The organism is Larsenimonas suaedae (assembly GCF_023712105.1).
Lineage (GTDB): Bacteria > Pseudomonadota > Gammaproteobacteria > Pseudomonadales > Halomonadaceae > Larsenimonas > Larsenimonas suaedae.
This window is the reverse complement of the sequence record NZ_JAMLJI010000002.1, coordinates 121585-139618: the sequence shown is the minus strand read 5'-3', so window position 1 is coordinate 139618 and position 18034 is coordinate 121585. Positions and strand designations below refer to the sequence as shown.

18 protein-coding genes are annotated in these 18034 nt (G+C 60.9%); 14 read left to right on the top strand and 4 right to left on the bottom strand.

Annotated elements, in window-relative coordinates; all coding sequences use genetic code 11:
* Positions 1 to 4: 4 nt before the first annotated feature.
* Entirely contained in the window at positions 5 to 208 is a 204-nt protein-coding gene (locus NAT49_RS06655; RefSeq protein WP_251592403.1) for a hypothetical protein, read from the top strand.
* Positions 209 to 287: 79 nt separating this feature from the next.
* Here the strand turns inward: NAT49_RS06655 and NAT49_RS06650 are convergent, their stop codons facing one another.
* Positions 288 to 1136 carry a mechanosensitive ion channel family protein gene (locus NAT49_RS06650; RefSeq protein ID WP_309619114.1) on the bottom strand — a complete coding sequence of 283 codons (849 nt, stop codon included), beginning with the start codon at positions 1134 to 1136 and terminating at the stop codon, positions 288 to 290.
* 269 nt (positions 1137 to 1405) lie between these two features.
* Here NAT49_RS06650 and NAT49_RS06645 point away from each other — a divergent pair, with 269 nt between their 5' ends.
* From NAT49_RS06645 to NAT49_RS06630, 4 genes are all read left to right on the top strand, one after another.
* A complete protein-coding gene (locus tag NAT49_RS06645) occupies positions 1406 to 2233 on the top strand; it encodes an inositol monophosphatase family protein (protein WP_251592401.1) in 828 nt (275 codons plus the stop codon).
* 194 nt (positions 2234 to 2427) lie between these two features.
* Complete coding sequence (locus NAT49_RS06640) at positions 2428 to 3021, top strand: Yip1 family protein (RefSeq protein ID WP_251592399.1); 594 nt, start codon at positions 2428 to 2430, stop codon at positions 3019 to 3021.
* Positions 3022 to 3497: 476 nt separating this feature from the next.
* Positions 3498 to 4997 carry a SulP family inorganic anion transporter gene (locus tag NAT49_RS06635; protein ID WP_251592398.1) on the top strand — a complete coding sequence of 500 codons (1500 nt, stop codon included), beginning with the start codon at positions 3498 to 3500 and terminating at the stop codon, positions 4995 to 4997.
* Positions 4998 to 5015: 18 nt separating this feature from the next.
* A complete protein-coding gene (locus NAT49_RS06630; RefSeq protein WP_251592396.1) occupies positions 5016 to 5876 on the top strand; it encodes a universal stress protein in 861 nt (286 codons plus the stop codon).
* Between the two features lie 62 nt (positions 5877 to 5938).
* Here NAT49_RS06630 and NAT49_RS06625 read toward each other — a convergent pair whose 3' ends face one another.
* Positions 5939 to 6916 carry an acrylyl-CoA reductase family protein gene (locus tag NAT49_RS06625; protein ID WP_251592393.1) on the bottom strand — a complete coding sequence of 326 codons (978 nt, stop codon included), beginning with the start codon at positions 6914 to 6916 and terminating at the stop codon, positions 5939 to 5941.
* A gap of 133 nt (positions 6917 to 7049) precedes the next feature.
* On the opposite strand from NAT49_RS06625, the gene NAT49_RS06620 reads away from it, so the two are divergent.
* The 4 genes from NAT49_RS06620 to glnE all read left to right on the top strand — a co-directional run bounded on the left by NAT49_RS06620 (position 7050) and on the right by glnE (position 11646).
* Positions 7050 to 7433 (top strand): diacylglycerol kinase, encoded by a 384-nt coding sequence (locus tag NAT49_RS06620; protein ID WP_309619115.1) that lies wholly within the window; start codon positions 7050 to 7052, stop codon positions 7431 to 7433.
* Between the two features lie 160 nt (positions 7434 to 7593).
* Complete coding sequence (gene tpx / locus NAT49_RS06615; RefSeq protein ID WP_251592385.1) at positions 7594 to 8094, top strand: thiol peroxidase; 501 nt, start codon at positions 7594 to 7596, stop codon at positions 8092 to 8094.
* Positions 8095 to 8178: 84 nt separating this feature from the next.
* Entirely contained in the window at positions 8179 to 8610 is a 432-nt protein-coding gene (locus NAT49_RS06610; RefSeq protein ID WP_251592383.1) for an OsmC family protein, read from the top strand.
* Positions 8611 to 8730: 120 nt separating this feature from the next.
* Positions 8731 to 11646 (top strand): bifunctional [glutamate--ammonia ligase]-adenylyl-L-tyrosine phosphorylase/[glutamate--ammonia-ligase] adenylyltransferase, encoded by a 2916-nt coding sequence (gene glnE, locus NAT49_RS06605; protein WP_251592381.1) that lies wholly within the window; start codon positions 8731 to 8733, stop codon positions 11644 to 11646.
* Positions 11647 to 11701: 55 nt separating this feature from the next.
* Here the strand turns inward: glnE and trhO are convergent, their stop codons facing one another.
* Entirely contained in the window at positions 11702 to 12640 is a 939-nt protein-coding gene (gene trhO, locus NAT49_RS06600; protein WP_251592379.1) for an oxygen-dependent tRNA uridine(34) hydroxylase TrhO, read from the bottom strand.
* Between the two features lie 220 nt (positions 12641 to 12860).
* Between trhO and NAT49_RS06595 the strand changes: the two genes are divergently transcribed.
* From NAT49_RS06595 to NAT49_RS06580, 4 genes are all read left to right on the top strand, one after another.
* Positions 12861 to 13010 (top strand): hypothetical protein, encoded by a 150-nt coding sequence (locus NAT49_RS06595; RefSeq protein ID WP_251592377.1) that lies wholly within the window; start codon positions 12861 to 12863, stop codon positions 13008 to 13010.
* 170 nt (positions 13011 to 13180) lie between these two features.
* Complete coding sequence (dgcN, locus tag NAT49_RS06590) at positions 13181 to 14179, top strand: N-acetyltransferase DgcN (RefSeq protein ID WP_251592375.1); 999 nt, start codon at positions 13181 to 13183, stop codon at positions 14177 to 14179.
* Positions 14176 to 15165, top strand: coding sequence for an N-acetyl-D-Glu racemase DgcA (gene dgcA, locus NAT49_RS06585; protein WP_251592373.1), 990 nt, complete (start codon positions 14176 to 14178; stop codon positions 15163 to 15165). Before dgcN ends, dgcA begins: the two co-directional genes overlap by 4 nt.
* A gap of 20 nt (positions 15166 to 15185) precedes the next feature.
* Positions 15186 to 16043 carry a D-amino-acid transaminase gene (locus NAT49_RS06580; RefSeq protein WP_251592371.1) on the top strand — a complete coding sequence of 286 codons (858 nt, stop codon included), beginning with the start codon at positions 15186 to 15188 and terminating at the stop codon, positions 16041 to 16043.
* A 95-nt stretch (positions 16044 to 16138) separates the two neighbouring features.
* Here the strand turns inward: NAT49_RS06580 and NAT49_RS06575 are convergent, their stop codons facing one another.
* The gene (locus NAT49_RS06575) at positions 16139 to 16642 is read right to left on the bottom strand and encodes a hypothetical protein (RefSeq protein ID WP_251592361.1); all 504 of its coding nucleotides are present in this window, start codon (positions 16640 to 16642) and stop codon (positions 16139 to 16141) included.
* 293 nt (positions 16643 to 16935) lie between these two features.
* Between NAT49_RS06575 and NAT49_RS06570 the strand changes: the two genes are divergently transcribed.
* Positions 16936 to 17979 (top strand): TAXI family TRAP transporter solute-binding subunit, encoded by a 1044-nt coding sequence (locus NAT49_RS06570; protein WP_251592359.1) that lies wholly within the window; start codon positions 16936 to 16938, stop codon positions 17977 to 17979.
* The last annotated feature ends 55 nt before the right edge of the window (positions 17980 to 18034 follow it).

Sequence of the window (18034 nt, the reverse complement as noted above, 5' to 3'; positions counted from 1 at the left end):
AGTGATGAACCATAACGACGCGGTTGCCAATTACGACACCTACCACTGGTTCCTGCAGGGCGGGCTGGTGTTCGCCTACATCCTGCTTTTTTCGGCCATCGCTGGCACGTTGTATCTGGTGTTTCGCAACAAGAAGAAAAACAAGCGCCAACGCGAGCAACAGATGCAGCAGTCCAACCGCGGCGAACCCCAGAAACAGAACCGATAAGCGCGTGTGTTTCTGCTGAAAACCGGCCCCGTTGGGCCGGTTTTTTTATGGCGTGGCTGTCGCCCGGCGCACGAGTCGCTCAGGGCGTGGTGGTCGAGTCGGCCGGCCGATCGTGGTGGTAGAGGTGGACGTCGCGCTGAGGGAAGGGGATGGTGATGCCTTCGGCGTCGAAGCGGCGCTTGATCGCCTCGGTCATTTCCCAGTACACGCTCCAGTAATCGCCTGCCTTGACCCACGGGCGCACGATCCAGTCGACGGTCGAGTCGTTCAGGGCGTTCATGCGAATGTTGGTGGCAGGCTCTGGAAGCACGCGCGGGTCGGCGGCGACCACCTCTTCGAGCAGCCGGCGCACGGTGTCGATGTCGTCGTCGTAGCTGACGCTTGCGACCAGATCGACCCGGCGGGTCTCGAACGCCGAGACGTTGGTGATCGCGCCGCTGGTCATCTTGCTGTTGGGCACGATGATCTTGCGGTTGTCACCGGTCTTGAGCTCGGTGGTGAAGATCTGCACGTCGATGACGGTGCCGGCAACGCCGCCACCCTCGATGTAATCGCCAATCTTGTAGGGGCGAAAGATGATGACCAGCACGCCGGCGGCGAAATTCGAAAGCGAGCCCTGAAGCGCAAGGCCAATGGCAAGCCCCGCCGCACCGATGACCGCAACGAACGAGGTGGTTTGAATGCCGAGCTTGCCGATGGCGGCGAGTGCCACGAACACCACAAGCGCGGCGTAGGCGACGTTGGTGCCGAACTTGACCAGAAGCGGGTCGGCGTTGGCGCGCGTCAGGGCCTTGGTGATCAGGCTTCTGAGCCATTTGGCAAGCCACAGCCCCACGACCAGAATGATCAGCGCGTAGGCAAGGTTAAGGGCGATCACGCTGCCCTTGTACTGCACAAGCTCCCACAGCGCATCGATGTTCATATCCATAGTAAACGACTCTCCAGCGGTTACGGTGAAAACAGGACCAGCGTACGTCACGGCCAACGATGGGCAGCAACTCATACGTTCGACGGATACCGGACGAGAGAATAGTGGGTTTCACCGGTCGATCATAGGGATGCGCCGTGGGCGCTGTCAGGGCACGGCGGTCGATGGTCACGCCGGGCGGGCCTTTTATCCGGGTGGGCCTGTTATAGTGGCGGGGCGTGTCCGGTGAGGCGTTTCCGGGCCGGTAGACTCATTTCAGGGAGAGGTGCATGACGTTCGACACGACAGACATACGCGCGGTGGGTGCAATCCTCAAGCGTGCGGCGACGGAAGAGATCATGCCGCGTTTTCGAAGCCTCAAGGCCGATCAGATCAGAGAGAAAAGCTCACTGTTCGATCTGGTGACCGAAGGCGACGAGGCGGCCGAGCGGATGATCACCAGCGAGGTGCGCGCGCGCTTTCCTGAGGCCATCGTGATTGGGGAAGAGGCCACCGCGAAGGATGAAACCCTGCTCGAGCGCATCGATGAGGCGGCGCTTGCGGTGATTGTCGACCCGATCGATGGCACCAAGAATTTCGCCTCCGACCTGCCGTTGTTCGGGGTCATGGCGGCGGTCACGCAGTTCGGGGAAGTGGTGGCAAGCGCGATCCTTGACCCGATCTGCAACGACATCGCCTACGCCGTGAAGGGCGAGGGCGCGTGGCTCGAGTACCAGGACGGCAGTACGCGAGCGCTTAAGGTGGCCGAGCCTGGGCCGGTCGATCAGATGGTGGGCTTTCTCTCGACCGGCTCGCTTTCGGAGCCGCAGCGCAGCCAGGTCAACGGCCGGTTCTCAAGGTTCGGTATGGTTCAGCTGCTTCGCTGCGCCGCGCACGACTATCGCCAGGCCGCGCAGGGGTTCAGCCATGTGCTGTTCTACAACAAGCTGATGCCCTGGGATCACGCTGCGGGCTGGCTGTTGCACCAGGAAGCGGGCGGCTTTAGTGCGCACCTGGATGGCACGCCGTACCGGCCATCCCAGCGCACCGGAGGGCTCTTGTGCGCGCCGGACCAGGCAAGCTGGGAGGCGGCGCGCCGGGCGCTATTTGAGGACTGATTCGAACGCGGGTGTCCGTCTGTGGCACCCGATCTTCAGCTCTCAGCCCTTTGCTAATACGCAAGTTTGAGACATTCACTGCTGACAACGGCCTGCGTGTTTCTATACTTCGAGGTGAAGGTCGCGAAGGATGAAGTGAAGACCATCGCTGGATTCTGCCGATGTGCGACCGTCGGCTTCCTAGGAGGTGTCTCATGATTCATCACGTATGGGGGCTGTTGGCCCATCCGAACCGAGAGTGGCGCCAGATCGAGCATGAGGGCGAATCGGTGGTAGAGCTCTACGCCCACCACGTTCTGCTCCTGGCGCTGGTGCCGGTGGTGTGCGCGTTCATTGGCACGACCACCTTCGGGTGGCATTTTGGCGAGGGACGCTATGTTCCGCTTGAATTCACGACGGCGCTAACGCTTGCCATCGTGTTCTATCTGGCCATTCTGGGCGCTGTCGCCCTGGTGGGGACGGTGCTTCACTGGAGCGCCCGCCGCTTTCCAAGCCGCCCCAGCCGTAACCGGTGTATCACGTTCGCGGGCTACGTCGGCACGCCAATGTTTCTAAGCGGCATCGTGGCGCTGTATCCGCTGGTCTGGCTCTGCTCGCTGGCGATCGTCGTCGGGCTTTGCTACACCGCCTATCTTCTTTACGTCGGGTTACCGGCGTTTTTCAACATTACCCGCAAGGAAAGCATGCTGGTATTCAGTACCACCATGGCGATTGGTGTGCTGGTGCTCGAGGCGCTGCTTGCCATTACGGTGGTGCTGTGGGGCTATGGTGCCATGATCGTTGGGTAAGTGACGCGAGACTCTCCAGGGCTTATCAGTACATGCATGTGATGTTCATCGATGATAAACGCGCCTGCCGGGCGCGTTTTTTTCAGGCCTGGATTCTGAGACCGGGCCGGTCGTGATGGCATCGAAAGCCGGTGAGTGACGTTAAAACACGCTCGGAAGTGCACTCGCGGGATGAGATTGTTAGACTTGGCCTCGTTTCGAAAGCCGAGCTTTCTCTTGTCCGACGACCGAAAGGCAGACTTCGATGCTCTCGACATCTTCCAGTAAAGCGACAGGGCAGATCGTGCCGCCCTAGTATCGCGTCCCACCCCCCGGGATAAGCGCGCCTGCGCTTGTCACTCCTGGCGCCCGCCCATGAGTGACGTAACCGATTATGCATAAAACGACAATGTTGCTCTGACAGGCTGAACCGGCTCGCTGGTGACGCGCGCGTCAGACACGTGTCGACCTCAACTATAAAGACGTGGAAAGAACGAATGATTGGCTCATTAAGGCAGCACTGGTTTTCCAATGTGCGCAACGATGTCCTCTCCGGACTGGTCGTGGCGCTTGCACTGATTCCCGAAGCGATCGCATTTTCGATCATCGCGGGGGTCGATCCGGCCGTGGGGCTTTATGCCTCGTTCTCGATGGCGTTCGTCATTTCGCTGGCCGGCGGCCGGCCGGCCATGATCTCCGCCGCAACCGGTGCCATGGCGCTGGTCATCACCAGCCTGGTCAAGGACCACGGCCTGGATTACCTGTTGGCGGCAACGATCCTGACCGGTCTGATCCAGATCGTGTTCGGGTACATGAAGCTCGGACGCTGGATGCGTTTCGTGCCGCGCTCGGTAGTGACCGGGTTTGTTAACGCGCTCGCCATCATGATCTTCATGGCGCAGTTGCCGGAGCTTTTCGGTCAGCCCGATGCGGTCTGGTGGATCTGTGCCGGTGGCCTTGCGATCATCTACCTCTTCCCCTATGTGCCGGTCATCGGCAAGGCCATTCCCTCGCCGATGGTGTGCATTGTGGTGATGACGGCGGTGGCACTGATGTTCGGAATAGAGGCCAACGAGAGCTTTCGAACGGTCGGGCGGCTGGGCGAGTTGCCCGACAGCCTGCCGACCTTTCTGATGCCGGACGTGCCGTTCACGCTCGAGACGCTCATGATCATCCTGCCATACTCGCTCTCGCTTGCGGTGGTGGGCCTGATGGAATCGATGATGACGGCCACCATCGTTGATGATCTGACCGATACCGGCAGCGACAAGAACAAGGAGTGCCGTGGACAGGGTATCGCCAACGTCGCCACTGGCTTCATCGGCGGCATGGCCGGGTGCGGCATGATCGGCCAGACAGTGATCAATGTGAAATCCGGTGGGCGTACTCGGCTGTCGACCATGGTGGCCGGTGTCGGGCTTTTGATCATGGTGGTCTTTCTCGGCGACTGGGTGGCGCTCATTCCGATGTCGGCGCTGGCCGCGGTCATGATCATGGTCTCGATCGGTACCTTTGACTGGGGTTCGATCCGGGAGCTGCCCAAGAAACCGATGACCACCAACATCGTCATGCTCGCAACTGTTGCGGTCGTGCTCTATACCCACAATCTCGCCATCGGTGTGGTGACCGGTACGCTGATCGCGGCGATTTTCTTCGCCAACAAGATCGCGCACTACCTGCGCATCACCTCGACCCTTGATGAGGACGGCGAAACACGGCGCTACGACGTGCGCGGCCAGGTTTTCTTTGCCTCGACTGAAGCGTTTACCAATGCGTTCGACTTTAAGGAATCGCTGGCCCATGTTCATATTGACGTAAGCCATGCGCATTTCTGGGACATCACGGCCGTGGATGCGCTCGACCGCGTCGTCATCAAGTTCCGGCGAGAAGGCTGCGAGGTTGAGGTGCATGGCCTCAACGAGGCCAGCCAGACCCTGGTCGACCGCCATGGGGTGCATGACAAGCCCGATGCGCTCGATAAGCCGATTGAACACTGAAGTGGGGGAGAACAAGCGATGAGTGAACGTATTCTGGCCTGTATCGATGCGTCCCGGTTCGGCGAGCTGGTCTGTGACTACGCCAGCTGGGCAAGTCTCACACTCGGCGCGCCGTTGACCTTTCTCCACGTGCTGGATCGAAAGCTCTACCCGGAAGAAGCCGACCGCTCCGGCAACATCGGCCTTGGCACCCGCGAGCACATGCTCGAAAGCATGGTGTCGCTCGATCAGGAGCGGGCCCGCATCGCGCGGGAAAATGGCAAGCTGATGCTCAAGGCCGCGTCTGCGCGGGCGTCCGAGGATGGTGTTGATACCGCTGAATCGCTGCAGCGCCATGGCGATCTGGTTTCGACCCTTGAAGACCTCGAGGGCAGCGTTCGGCTGTTCGTGGTCGGCAAGCGCGGCGAAACTGCCCACGGCGCCAGCGGCCACCTGGGCTCGAACCTTGAGCGGGTGCTGCGATCGGTGCACAAGCCTGTATTGATTGCCGCCGGTGAGGCATTCAAGGCGCCTGAGCGGGTGTTGTTCGCCTTCGATAACAGCGCCTCGACCCGCAAGGGCATTGAGCGCCTGGCGGCCAGCCCGCTGTTTCGTGGCACCACGGTGCACGCAGTGGCGGTCGGCAGCGACTCAGATGCCTCGCGCAAGGGCCTGCCCTGGGTGGAAGGTGTGTTGAGTGACGCAGGCATTGACGCGGTCTGCGCGGTGCGCGACGGCGACGATGTGGAAAGCGTGCTGTATGACTACATCGAGGAAAACGACATCGATATGACGATCATGGGGGCGTATGGGCACTCGCGCATTCGTCATCTGCTGGTCGGCAGCACCACCACCGCGATGATTCAGCGCACCAAGATTCCGCTACTGGTGCTTCGCTGAGCCCCGCGAACGTGTGAAACAAAAACGCGCGCCAACTCGGCGCGCGTTTTTTTATGCATGGCTTATTTCGCAGGGTCGACCAGATAGCGCCCGGCGGTGGTGCCGTCGATCATTGATCTGGCCGTGGTTTCGAGCGACTCGAACCCGATGACACCGGAAAGCAGCGGCGCTGTCGCCCCGGCGCCAAGCCCTGCAAGGCGCTGCCACGCCTCCTGTCGCTGCTCAAAAGGGGCGCGGACGCTTTCTATGCCAAGAAGCGAGACGCCCCGGAGGATAAACGGCGCCACCGAGGTGTGGAGGTCCATGCCGCCGGCGAGCCCGACCGCGGCCACGTTGCCGTAATCGAAGGTGCGAGACAAAAGCGCGGCCAGAACAGCGCTTCCGACCGTATCCACGCCGCCGGCGTAGCAGGCCTTGTCGAGCGGGCGAACGTTTTCCGTGAAGGCGTGGCGGTCAACGATCTCGTGGGCGCCGAGTGTCTTGAGGTGCTCGGCCTGATCGGGTTTGCCGGTCAGCGCGTGCACCTCGAAGCCCGCTGCCGACAGAAGCGTCACGGCCCATTGGCCCACCCCGCCGGTCGCGCCAGTTACCAGCAGCGGCCCGGCGGCGGGGCTTTGTTGAAGGGTTTCAAGCTTCATCAGCGCAAGCATGGCGGTCAATCCGGCGGTGCCGGCGATCATGGCGTCCTTCGCGGCCAGATTGTCCGGGCAGAGCACGAGGGTATCAGCGTCAAAGCATTGGCGAGTGGTAAAGCCGCCGTCGGTGCGCTCGCCCACGCCCCAACCTGTCATGATCACGCGATCGCCTGCGCGGTAGCGCTCATCCCGGGAATCTGCCACGACGCCCGCGGCGTCCACGCCCGGCGTCAGGGGGTAGGCTCTGATGATCTTGCCCCGGCCGGTCAGCGCGAGCGCGTCCTTGTAGTTCAGCGCGGAATACTCGATGTCGACAACGACCTGACCCTGGCCGGGCACCGGGTCATCCATGTGCTCGAGCCGGACCCGAGGCTCGGTCTCGAACACTCTCACTGCGTGTGCCATGACACCTCCTGCGTGGATAGCTGTGTCAACGACCATAGTCTATTGCTGTGAGGCTCTGCTAGGATTACTCACAGCGAGTAGCCGTCGCTCGGGCAGCTACAGCGTTTTCTCCTTGATTTCGATGATTCCTGCTATGCCTTCGATGAAACCCCAGCACACCGGGTTCAGCCGGTTGTTGCATTCGACACGCTACTCCCTTCAGGGCCTTCTGGCCGGCTGGCGGCATGAGGCGGCTCTGCGCCTTGAACTGGTGCTTTTGGTCGTGTTGTTTCCGATAAGCTTCTGGCTTGCCGACACCATGATGCAGTGGATGATGCTGATGATGAGCGCACTGTTCGTGATTTCGGTGGAGCTTTTGAATTCGGCCATCGAGGCGGTGGTGGACCGCATCGGGCTTGAAAAGAACGAGCTTTCAGGCCGGGCCAAGGACTTCGGTTCCGCCGCTGTGCTGACCGCCTCGCTCATGGCGGCAACCGTCTGGGGCGGGCTGTTTCTGATGCGCTTTGGCGTGCTTTGACCCGTGCTTTGGGCGCTTTTGGACTCGCACCCTGGCCGTTTATGGCAAGCGCCATAAAACATTAACCGGCGCAGGCGGCTTGAGACTTTCGTGATCATCCCCATACTCTGATCAGGCGATGCCCGCTCGGGCCGCCATGGTTTGTTTAAAGGAGGATGTCATGAGTGAAGTCAAGCTGGGCGATACCCCGGTCACGGTCGAGGGTCAGTTTCCGCAAAAGGGCGACAAGGCCGCGGCATTCACGCTGACCGGTCAGAACCTTGAAGATATAACTCTTGAGTCGTTCAAGGGCCAGCGCAAGGTCATTTCCATCATCCCAAGCGTGGATACCGGCGTCTGCGCGACATCCACCCGCCAGTTCAATCAGCAGGCCTCGAGCCTTGAAAACACCGTGGTGCTGGTGGTGTCCGCCGATCTTCCCTTTGCGGCGGCGCGCTTTTGCGGGGCCGAAGGGCTTGAAAACGTCAAGACGCTGTCCACGTTTCGCCATCCTGAATTCCAGGCCGATTACGGCGTTCTGATCAAGGACAGCCCGATGAAGGGGCTGTGCGCCCGCGCCGTTGTGGTGCTCGATGAAAACGATCAGGTGCTTTACAGCGAGCTGTGCCCGCAGATCAAGGCCGAACCCAACTACGATGCCGCGCTTTCCGCGCTCGCCTGACCGGCTCGAACCGATCCGCTGGCAAAGGCGGTGTGATCGGCTACCCTTACGTCACAGTCGAACCCATTTGTTCATGGAGGAAGTATGAGTATCAAGAAGTACGGTACCGCACATTGGGAAGGCAGCCTGAAACAGGGCAAGGGCGTTGTATCCACTGAAAGTGGTGCCCTCAAGGAAAACCCCTACGGATTCAACACCCGCTTTGAAGACCAGCCGGGCACCAATCCGGAAGAGCTGATTGGCGCGGCACACGCAAGCTGCTATTCCATGGCGCTTTCGATGATTCTGGGAGAAGCCTCGCTCGAACCCAAGCGCATCGACACCAAGGCAACCGTGACGCTTGAGCAGGACGACAGCGGCTTCACGGTCACCGCGATCCACCTGGAGACCGAAGCCGAGGTTCCGGGCGCCAGCCAGTCCGATTTCGACGATGCCACGCAAAAGGCCAAGGAAGGGTGCCCGATTTCCAAGCTCTTCAACGCAAAGATCACGCTGGACGCCAAACTGGCCTCCTGATCCTTGCAGCCTTTAAAAACGCCTCGCTCCTGCGGGGCGTTTTTTTATTCAGATACCGCCTCTTGCGTGATAAAAAAGAGTCCGTTCGGTCACTTCATCATCTAAAGAGGACGAAAGCCCATGATGTCTACCCCCGTCGAGCTTCGCCAGCAACTCGAGCACGCCGTTGACGAAATCATCGCTGGGCTGCCGTCCAAAGTGGACAGTTGGCTCGAGCCCGAGCGGCGAAAGCAGCTCAAGACGGTCGTGTTGGCGTCGCCGTTCGTGGGCCAGCTGATCGTTCGTGATGTCGAGATACTCACTCGGCTTTCCGAGCACGATGAATGGGCGGTCGAACCTTCCCGCGAGTACCTGAAGACACTGCTCGAGACGGCGCTCGACGCCGCCGAGGATGAAGTGTCGTTTTATGCAGCCCTTCGACGGTTCAGGCGCACCCGCATGGCAGGCATCATCTGGCGTGACCTCACCGGCCAGGCCGATGCCTGGGCCACCGCACGCGCCGTAACGCTACTTGCCGAACTGTGTCTTGACGGTGCCCTGGCTTGGCTTGAAAACCACTACGCGCAACGGTGGGGTCGGCCTGCGCTGATGGAAAACGGGGAGCGCACCCGGCTTGTGGTGCTCGGGATGGGCAAGTTTGGTGCCGGTGAGCTTAACCTCTCCTCCGACATCGATCTGATTTTCGCGTTCGAGCGCCGGGGCGTGACCGAGGGCGGGCGCCGGTCGCTCGATCATCAGGAGTATTTCACGCGCATCGGTCAGAAGTTGATCGCTGCGCTCGATCAGATTACCGCCGACGGTTTTGTATTTCGGGTCGACATGCGGCTGCGCCCGCTCGGGGACGGCGGGCCGCTGGTCAATCCGTTCTCCACCACCACCAGTTATTATCAGGACCAGGGGCGCGAGTGGGAGCGCTTCGCGCTTTTGAAGGCGCGCCCCGTGGCCGGTGATCGCGCCGCCGGGGCGCGACTGCTCGATGAGCTCAAGCCCTTCATGTACCGCAAGTACATCGATTTCGGCGCCATTGAATCGCTTCGCGAGATGAAGGGATTGATCAACCGGGAAGTGCGCCGACGCGACATCGAGGACAACATCAAGCTCGGGCGGGGCGGCATCCGCGAAGTCGAATTCGTGGTTCAGGCCTTTCAGCTGATCCGGGGCGGGCGCGACCGCGAGCTGCAAACACCGTCGCTCAAACAGGCGCTCGATGTTTTAAAACCGCTCGAGCTGCTGCCGGAAAGCGCCGTCGATGAGCTGCACGACGACTACGTCTTTCTGCGTGATCTCGAGCACGCGATTCAGGCCCAGTACGACCGCCAGACTCAGGCGCTACCGGACGACGAGCTCGATCGTCTGCGGCTGGCGTACGCCCTGGGCGAGTCGAGCTGGGCGGCGTTGTTTGATCGGCTCGAACAGACCCGTGCCCGCGTTCGCACCCATTTCGACGCCATCGTGGCCGCGCCCGATGAGGACGCCGACGCGCGAAGCGCCCTCGACCCGGCGCTTGAGCAGTGGCGCTCAGTGTGGGAGCAGAGCCTGTCGGAAACCGAGGCGCTCGCCCTCATGACGCGCCACGGCTTTGATGATGCCGAGCGCAGTCTGAACCGGCTGTATCGACTCAAGCACGGCAAATCGGTGATCAACATGCAGCGGGTCGGGTTCGAGCGCCTCGACGCGCTGATGCCGATGTTGATCGCCGAAGTGGCCGCCACCGAGGCGCCCACGCGCACCCTTGAGCGGGTGCTGCCCTTGATCGAGGCCGTGCTCAGGCGTACTGCCTATCTGTCGCTCTTGCGCGAAAATCCCGATGCCCTGCGTCAGTTCGTTCGTCTTTGTGGCGCAAGCGCCTGGATCGCGGAGCAGATTGCGCGCTACCCGATGCTGCTTGATGAAATGCTGTCGCCGGCGCTTCTTGGCGTCAGCCCCAGCCGTGAAACACTGACCCATGAGCTTCGACAGGCGCTGGCGCGGATTCCCGACGACGATGACGAGGCGCTGATCGAGGCGCTCAGGCATTTCCGGCATGCCAAGGTGTTGCATGTGGCCGCCGGTGAAGTGGCCGGTGTGCACGACATCATGACCATCAGTGACAGCCTGACCATGATCGCCGAGGTGGTGCTCGAGGCAGTGCTCGGTATGGCCTGGCGCAGCCTGACGCACAAGCATGGCGTGCCTGAGGGGCATGAGCGCGGCCCGAAATTCTCCATTATCGGCTATGGCAAGCTGGGGGGCATCGAGCTCGGTTACGGCTCCGATCTGGATCTGGTGTTTCTGTTCGAGCCTTCGACCGCGTCACAGACGCCGGGTCCGCGTGCGATCGATGCGCCGGTGTTCTTCACCCGCCTCGGGCAGCGCATCATTCATCTTTTGACGGCCGTGACGCCCGCCGGCGTGCTCTATGAGGTGGACATGCGCCTGCGGCCCTCGGGCAATGCAGGGCTTCTGGTGTCGACGCTTGATGCCTTTGCCGATTATCAGCATCACCACGCCTGGACCTGGGAGCATCAGGCCCTGGTGCGCGCCCGGCCCGTGGCCGGAAATCAGGCGCTGGCCGAGCGCTTCGAAACGCTTCGCCGGGATGTGCTTTCAAAGGCGCGTGACGAGGCGCGCCTCAAGCAGGAGGTGGTGGAAATGCGCGACAAGATGCGTGCGCATCTGGGCAGTGACGCGCAGGCGAGGGCATCGAGCCGCTTCCACCTGAAGCAGGACCCGGGTGGGCTGGTGGATATCGAATTTCTCAATCAGTACATGGTGCTGGCCCACTCCCATGAAACCAGCGCGCTACTGGCCTTTACCGATAACATCCGGCTGATCGAGACGCTTGAATCCAGCGGCCAGATGGCGCTTGCCGATGCCGACATGCTTCGAAACGCCTATCTCGCCTATCGGCGCGAAACGCACCGCATGGCCCTCAACAATGAGAAAAGCCTGACGGAGGCGTCGATGTTCGACGCTGAGCGCGCAGGCGTCATGGCGGTATGGGCACATTGGATGGGGCAGGACCTGGCCGCGTCCGGCAGTGACACGCCAACCTAAGCCCTCTGCACAAAAAAGGCGCCTGACGGCGCCTTTTTTGTAGGTCTCGAAGCGGTCACTCCTGCTTGAGCTGGCGCTGATCGAAGCCGATGGGGTGCGGCTGATTGCGCTTCTTGGCAAGCTCGATCTGTTTCTGACGTTCGATGGCGCGTTCGCGTGTTTTCTCCGGCAGCGCTTCCCAGCAGTGCGGGCAGCTGATGCCGGGCAGGTAGCGGTTGCTTTGCATGTCTTCTGCGGAAACCGGGTGACGGCAGGCGTGGCACTGTTCGAACTCGCCTTCGCTGAGGTCGTGCTTGACCGTGACGCGGTTGTCGAACACGAAACAATCGCCGTGCCACTTGGACTCTTCGCTCGGCACTTCCTCCAGGTACTTCAGGATGCCGCCTTTCAGGTGGTACACCTCTTCAAAGCCCTGGCTCAGCATGTAGCTCGAGGCCTTTTCACAGCGAATCCCCCCCGTGCAGAACATCGCGACCTTCTTGTGCTTTTCCGGGTCATAGTGATTTTTCACGTACTCGGGAAATTCACGGAACGTCTTGGTCTTGGGGTCGACAGCGCCGTCGAAGGAGCCGATGGCCACTTCGTAGTCGTTGCGGGTGTCGATCACCAGCACCTCGGGGTCGCTGATCACGTCGTTCCATTCCTTGGGGTCGACGTAGGTGCCGACCTGACGGTTGGGATCGATCTGCGGCACGCCCATGGTCACGATCTCTTTTTTGAGCTTGACCTTGGTGCGGTAGAACGGCTGCTCGTCGGCGGGCGATTCCTTGTGCTCGAGATCGCCAAGGCGCTCGTCGCGTTTCAACCAGGCAAGCAACGCGTCGATGCCCTCGCGCGTGCCGGAAATGGTGCCGTTGATGCCTTCCTCGGCAAGCAACAGCGTGCCCTTGATGTCGTTTTCTGTCATGACCTCAAGCAGCGGGGCGCGAAGGTCCTGGTAATCGGGCAGCGCAACGAACTTGTAAAGCGCTGCCACCACGATAGGTGCATTCATGGAACTCTCCAGTAGGTCATCCTCGCAAAGGATGGACCGGATACGTTGATGCGCGGGGCACGCGATGCCACGCGCGGTTAGTCGGGGCGCTAGTTTAGCGATCGTGGCGGTTCAGGCAAGAGCGGCGGTGCTGCATTGTGTCGCGGGGGCGCTATTGAACCTTTTTGGAAAGCTGGTGTAGGTTTAAAGGAAAAGCATACTAATTTCAAAGGGTTAAGTTATGTCATTTTTTGAAGCCATTGGCATTGTCCTTGTGACCATTGTTGGTATTTTCGGCGCGCTGGGTTTGTTCATGGCGCTGGTGTCGGCCCGACCCGGTGCCCGCGCCCAGTCCGTGCTCAAGCGCGTTCAGCGCCGGTTCATTAAATAGGGTCCCGATTTCAAGGGCAGTCGATGTGGGCGGAGCAGCCACGGCGCGCCGTTTTTGAACGTGGTCGTTTATTCACCGTCTCAGGCGCGTTATGTTGAGGTCTCGTCGTGTCATCGGTCGTGCAATCACACCGACGACGCGAGTGTCACTTGCCACCGGGAGGCCTTTTCATGTTGAACACGCCGTATCTACTTTTCCTGGGCGATGCCCCTGATCCGTTGGCCGCAAAGGTCGCGCAGGGCATTCGGGATTGGCGGCCAGACCACGCGCTTGGCCAGTTTCGGCTGGACGGTTGCCAGGCGGACATGAAGCTGCCTGACCTGAATATCGATGAGGCCGTCGAGCAGGGTGCGAAGACGCTGGTGATCGGCGTAGCCAATCGAGGCGGCGTCATTTCCGAGCGCTGGCTCGAGGTGCTCGAGGAGGCGCTTTCCAAGGGGCTTGATATTGCCTCCGGCCTTCACAACCTTTTGACGGACGAGCCCCGACTGACCAGGGCCGCTGAGACACACGGCCGGTTCTTGTTCGATGTGCGCGTGCCCCAGCAGAGCTACCCCATTGGCGATGGCAAGACGCGTGCCGGCAAGCGGTGCCTGCCAGTGGGCACCGATTGTTCCGTCGGCAAGATGTACACCGCACTTGCCCTGGATGCGGCCCTCAAGGCGCGCGGGGTGCCTTCCGATTTCAGGGCGACCGGGCAGACCGGCATCCTGATCACGGGTGAGGGGGTGCCGCTTGATGCGGTGGTCGCCGATTTCATGGCCGGCGCGGTCGAATGGCTATCGCCGGCCAACGCCGAAGATCACTGGGACATCATCGAGGGGCAGGGCAGCCTGTACCACCCTTCGTTTTCCGGGGTGACAATGGCATTGATTCACGGGGGACAGCCCGATGCGCTGGTGCTCTGCCACGAGCCGACCCGAACCCACATGCGCGGGCTCCCTCACTACGAACTTCCAACCCTCGAGCAGCTTCGAGACACGGCTTTGCCGCTGGCGCAGATCGTCAATCCGGCCTGCCGGGTCATCGGCGTGTCGGTCAATACCGCCGCGTTTGATGACGATGAGGCGCGCTCTTATCTTGATGAACTTGAGCAGCGGCTGGGACTGCCATGCGTCGACCCATTTCGGCATGGCGCCGACCGATTGGCGGAGGCGCTTCTGTCATGAAACTCGAGGTCGAGGAAACGGTCTTTGCACTCGCCGACGCGTTTACCATTTCCAGAGGTTCTCGAACACAGGCACGTACCGTCACGGTCACGCTTCACGATGAGGCCGGCCATCGCGGGCAGGGCGAGTGCGTGCCGTATATGCGCTACGGCGAAACCGTTGAAAGCGTGATGGCAACGATCAAGAGCTTGCGTGACCGGCTGGCGGCCGGCATGACCCGAGAGGAGCTTCAAACGGTGCTTCAGGCCGGGGCGGCCCGAAATGCCCTTGATTGCGCGCTGTGGGATCTCGAGGCCAAGCGTGCAGGAACCCCTGTCTGGGCACTGGCCGGGCTGAGTTCACCACCGGAGCCGGTGGTGTCGGCCTATACCCTGTCGCTCGATGCGCCCAGCGCGATGCACGATAAAGCCGTACGCCACGCTCATCGGCCGCTGCTCAAGTTAAAGCTCGGCGGTGAAGGGGATGAGGACATCGCACGCCTTCGTGCCGTGCGGGCGGGCGCGCCCGACGCGCGCATCATCATCGATGCCAATGAAGGGTGGCGGCTCGAGGACTATCGGCTTCTGGCTCCGGTGATGGTGGCGCTTGGGGTCGAAATGGTCGAGCAGCCGCTGCCGGTCGATCAGGACGCCGCGCTTGAAACACTGACGCGTGACCTGCCTGTGTGCGCCGATGAGAGCTGCCATGACCGCTCGACGCTTGAAACGCTTCGTGGTCGTTATGACATGATCAACATCAAGCTCGACAAGACCGGGGGCTTGACCGAGGCCCTTGCGCTCAAACGAGCGGCCGAGGCGCTCGGGTTTCGCGTGATGGTCGGATGCATGGTGGGTTCGTCGCTTTCCATGGCACCGGCGCTTCTGGTCGCGCAGGGGGTTGATGTCGTCGATCTCGACGCGCCCTTGCTTCTGGCCGAGGACCGGGCGCTGCCCATGCAATTTGACGACGCGGGCATTCATCCGGCATCGCCGGCACTTTGGGGCTAGTACAGCGAGGCGAGAAAACGATGACGCGTACGGTATACATCAACGGGCAGTACCTGCCCGAAGCGCAGGCCACGGTTTCCGTGTTCGATCGCGGGTTTCTGATGGCTGACGCCATCTACGAAGTCTGTGCAGTGCTGGAGGGCAAGTTGATCGATTGTCAGGGCCACTTTACCCGACTCAGGCGGTCGATGGCCGAGCTTTCCATGAACCTTGAACTAAGTGATGACGCGCTGCTTGAGATGCACCGCACGCTCATCGAGAAAAACGCGCTTGACGAGGGGCTGGTCTACCTGCAGCTGACGCGGGGCGTGGTCGACCGCGACTTCGCCTATCCGCCTGAAGACACACCGCCGACGCTTGTGGCGTTCACCCAGGACAAGGCCATTGTCGAGAGCGCGCTTGCAAAGCGCGGCGCTCGGGTCGCGACACAGCCCGATCTGCGCTGGCATCGTCGTGACATAAAGACCACCCAGCTTCTGTATCCCTCCATGGCCAAGATGGCAGCGAAAGCCGCCGGCGCCGACGACGCCTGGCTGGTCGAAGAGGGGTACGTGACCGAAGGCTCCTCGAGCAACGCCTTTATCCTGACTCAGGACAACGTGCTGGTGACGCGGGAACTATCGACGGATTTACTGCACGGCATCACGCGCGCTGCGGTGATCTCGCTTGCCGAGGACGAGGGCCTTGCGATCGAGCTTCGTGCCTTTACGCCGGATGAGGCCAAATCGGCTCGGGAGGCGTTCATGACCTCGGCCACCTCGATGGTGACCAGTGTCATAAGCGTTGATGGTCATTTGATCGGAAGCGGCGCCCCCGGCCCTGTGGCGGATAAGCTTCGGGCGCACTATCTCGAGCACAGTCGGGCGCATGCGATGTAGTCAGGCTCTCTCATGGGGATAAAAACGCGTGATTATAAAAACGCCCGGAGAGTGATCTCCGGGCGTTTTAATGTGCACGAAGGCCCGACTTAGGCTTAGCGGTGCGTGTTGCTTGCCAGTTCCTGGTGGGTGTCTGGCTGGGTCAGGATCTGATTCATGGGTGTGATGGTGTATTTGGCCTTCAACTCCTTCAAGGCCTTGGCGTAGTCCTTTTCAGAGAGCTTTCCGGTGGCACGTCTGGTTTTCAGACGGGCTTCTTCCTTGCGCTGCTGCTCCTGCAGGTAGGACCGGGTGGCCAGGTAATTGGCAGACGTTGCGGCGTTATAGCCGTTGGCCGGATCCCACAACATCGACAGGGGCCACAGCGCGGTGTTCAGGGCGGCTACGCCGTAATTGCCGGTGTACCAGGAACCGCCGCCAGGGAGCATGCCGAGAATGGCGCTCGAGTCCGGGTCCTTGACCACCTGGACCTGGCCGCGTTCCTTATACATGGCGTATTCCTGTTGCTGTTGGGCGTTGAGGCCCGAGGCGCAGCCGGTCAGCGCCAGTGCAAGCAGGATGAGGGGGTAGCGTGCCCACCGTGAAATCGACTTCATCATGGCAAGTGTCTCAAAGCATCGTCGGGTCGAAGAGAAATGAAAGCGCAGACGCATTCGAACGGGCGTATCAAATAAGGTGTTCATCTTAAGAGCTAAGCGGTCAGGGTGCCAGTCATGGGATGATGTGTTCAGTTAAACGTATTTGCCGGGCTGTGAATGGTTCGAAATGGCGCATCGAACGGCGTTAGTTCACAAAGATTATACTAAAGTCGACATCATGCCCAATGGCCGATATAAGCCCCCACCCTGTAGGCTGACTTGCGGCTTACCAACAACACACAAGGGAACAAACGATGCCTTCAATAACAATGAAGCTGAGTGGGATCGCGCTGCTGAGTGCACTGGCACTGGCGGGGTGTGGCGATGGCGGTGACGACAAGACGTCGTCGCAGGCCTCGACCCAGAGCAAGCAACAGGGCGGCAATGACGGCACGTCGACGGCGGCCGAGACGGTCAACCTCATCTTCGGAACCGGCGGCACCTCCGGCAGCTACTACCCCATCGGCGGCGCGCTCAAGACCGTCTTCGAGCAGAGTGATCTGGTCGATAACGTACAGGTTGTCTCGACCGGCGCCTCGGTTCAGAACATCAACAACATCAGCGATGGGCTCAACCAGATTGCGATTGTAATGAGCGATGTAGCCTTTGATGCGCTTAACGGTCAGGGTCAATTCGAAGGCCAGCCGGCGAAAATCAGCGCACTTGCCGGCCTCTATCCCAATGTCGTTCAGGTGGTGGCGACCGAGGAGAGTGGCATTTCATCGATCAAGGATCTGGCCGGCAAGCGCGTAGGCGTGGGCAAGGTTGGCTCGGGGGTCGAGCAAAGTGCGCTCAAGGTCCTTGAAGCCGCCGGGCTTTCCACTGAGGATCTCGGGCGGGTGAGCCATACGGGCTACGCCGACAGCGTCACCGAAATGAGCAACGGCAATCTCGATGCCGCCTTTTTCACCTCTGGCGTGCCCAACAGCAGTATTACCGGCTTGATGCAGTCTAACGACATCACGTTCGTGCCGGTCGAGGGTGATACCGCCAAGAGCCTGCTCGAGAAGTATCCGTACTACGAAACCTTCACACTGCCAGCCAAGGCCCCGGAGCGCTACAACCTCGATCAGGCGGTCGAGACAGTGGCCATCCGCAATCTGCTGATCGTGCCTGACAGCATGAACGACGATGTGGCCAAGGATCTGGCCAAGCGCTTCTACGAGTATCTCGGCACCGACAAGGTCTCGGTCGGGGCGCTCAAGCGTGTCGAGCGCGACACCATGAACCAGAATCTGGTTCTGCCGGTGCATCCGGGCGCGAAAGCGTTCTACGAAACCCTCTCTACGTCAAAGTGACCAAATGAGGCGTGTTGCAGTGTCGGCTCTGGTTGTCAGCGCGTTGTCGCTGGCG